At 44.6% G+C, this 1986-nt stretch carries 2 protein-coding genes; one reads left to right on the top strand and one right to left on the bottom strand.

Translation table 11 applies throughout. The features are described 5' to 3' along the window. Positions 1–92: 92 nt before the first annotated feature. Entirely contained in the window at positions 93–239 is a 147-nt protein-coding gene (locus VZT47_RS10155) for a hypothetical protein (protein WP_330224844.1), read from the bottom strand. Between the two features lie 322 nt (positions 240–561). On the opposite strand from VZT47_RS10155, the gene VZT47_RS10150 reads away from it, so the two are divergent. After that, positions 562–1461 (top strand): DciA family protein, encoded by a 900-nt coding sequence (locus tag VZT47_RS10150; RefSeq protein WP_330224843.1) that lies wholly within the window; start codon positions 562–564, stop codon positions 1459–1461. The last annotated feature ends 525 nt before the right edge of the window (positions 1462–1986 follow it).

The raw sequence follows: 1986 nt of genomic DNA, 5'->3' as shown, positions 1-1986 counted from the left end.
TAAGCTTCCAAAGCCGGAGATTTTATCATTTTGCTCAGGACCCGTCAAGGGATGCCGGATAGAGAGGAAACCAGATTCTTAAACAAATCATATTAGCTCCTGTTGCACTTAGAATTATAGAATAACCGGTACCCCGAAAGAAGGGCACTTTTCACAGAACGGGCCGTTTCCTCATCGGGCATATCGTAAGTACCGTAACCGATGGGCGGGAACTGGATGTTATTGGATAAAATGGGCATAGGTATATTTCCTTTCGAAAAAACTGAATATATGAGTTAGCAGTTATCAGTTAATAGTTATCAGTTGCATTGTGCACAGGCGGGCGGCGAATTTTTTTCCTCATCAGTCTATCCGCTTTAACATTGAATAATAGTTCTCAAAGCAGATGAGCATGTGACAACATGAAAAGGTCACCTTTTTCTGAAATTTACAGCAGGCCCGCTTTCCAATTCTGATGCGGGCCACCTTCACTGAGAACTGAGAACTGCTAACTGATAACTTTTTCATTCAAGTTTCAGACATAGTATAATATATAAAGCAAACGAACGAAAGGAGGCCCCCATGGAAGAAGACAAGCGTCCGGAAGGAAAACGGTACCAGGTGATGGATACGATTTCCAACGTCCTTAAAATGTCGGACACCAGTCAGAAACTTTTCAACAATGATCAATTTCATTTCTTCCTGTTTCAGAAACGGTGGAAAGACATTGTGGGAGAAATCATGGCCTCCGAATCCTGGGTGATTGGCTGGAAAGGATCCACCCTCATCGTATCCGTTTCCAATTCCGCCTTCATGCAGCAGCTTTTCATGATGAAAGGAGAAATCCTCGCCCGTCTCAGGCAGGACGAAGTGGGGAAATATTTCACGGACATCCGTTTCCGCGCGGGACCCCATAAAAGAGACCATAAAGCCACCACTACGGTAGACAGGGTCAATGAGACCATCCGGGAAGAAAAAGTGATGTACAGCCAGCCCCTGACAGAGGGAGAAAAAGAATGGATTTCAAACTGGGTGCAGCATCACGTACAGAACGAAAAAATCCGCCCCCAGTTTGCAGAAATGATGGAAGAAGTCCTGAAAATACGGAAAGGCGAAAAAGCCCATGGCTACCATCCCTGCCCCATCTGCGGAAACCTCACAGCGCCGGAGAGGAAAATCTGCAGTGCCTGCGAAAGGGAAATCAATAGAAAAAGGAAAAACCGGGTCCTCCTCATCCTGAAAAAAAATCCCCACTATACCTACCAGCAGGTACGGGACATTTTCCCCTGCGACTATTCCCTCTATGATGAAGCCAGGGAAATCCTCATCCACCGGGCCAAAGAAAAGGTCTTTCATAAATTCGATGTGGACGAAGAAAAAAGAAAACTCCTCGCCCTCCTCATCCATAAACCACTCAAAGAAATCACCATCGAAGAAGCCCGGGCAGCCCTGGACAAAATGCCCCAGAAATGGTGGGAATAACCGAATGGAGTGAAAAGAAATATAAAATAGAAATTTTTTTGAGGAAATAGTAATCACTTTATAAATTCCGGCAATTCTATATGGTGTAATGATAGTACGGTTCCGGAATCCCGATTCAAAAGTCTTCGAAACTGCAAGTTTCCATGATATGAACAACAAAACTTTAATAAATTTCTAATGATACAAATCGCACTTTTTGCTACTATACCTGCGAAAGCAACAAGAGCGAGGCCTCGGGCCGCGTTCCACCAGAATCTGACAGGCGCCCAAAAATTTAAGGCAGATCCGGGACAAAACCCACGTGCTCAGAAGGCTTTCCATCCTCGAGGAAAAAATCGAGTTTCCAATTATTTTTACAAAACAAAATAAACTCCCGCAAACGAGAAAGAAAATCTTCGGACCCGCGCCCCCCGCAACGTACCTTGATCACGAGATGACATATCCAGACGTGTGAATTTCTGCAGCCGATTGACAGGTAAGATCGGAAATCCGGACAACGAGAACATATTCTCAAATGGGGGTTTA

The sequence above is a fragment of the Dialister sp. genome, from assembly GCF_036343215.1.
Lineage (GTDB): Bacteria > Bacillota > Negativicutes > Veillonellales > Dialisteraceae > Dialister.
Note: the sequence above shows the minus strand (reverse complement) of the source record. Positions and strands in the feature narration are given on the sequence as shown.

Bases quoted from the DNA above. Each gene is read 5' to 3' on its own strand.
- VZT47_RS10155 (WP_330224844.1), bottom strand. From the start codon at position 239: ATGCCCATTTTATCCAATAACATCCAGTTCCCGCCCATCGGTTACGGT.
- VZT47_RS10150 (WP_330224843.1), top strand. From the start codon at position 562: ATGGAAGAAGACAAGCGTCCGGAAGGAAAACGGTACCAGGTGATGGAT.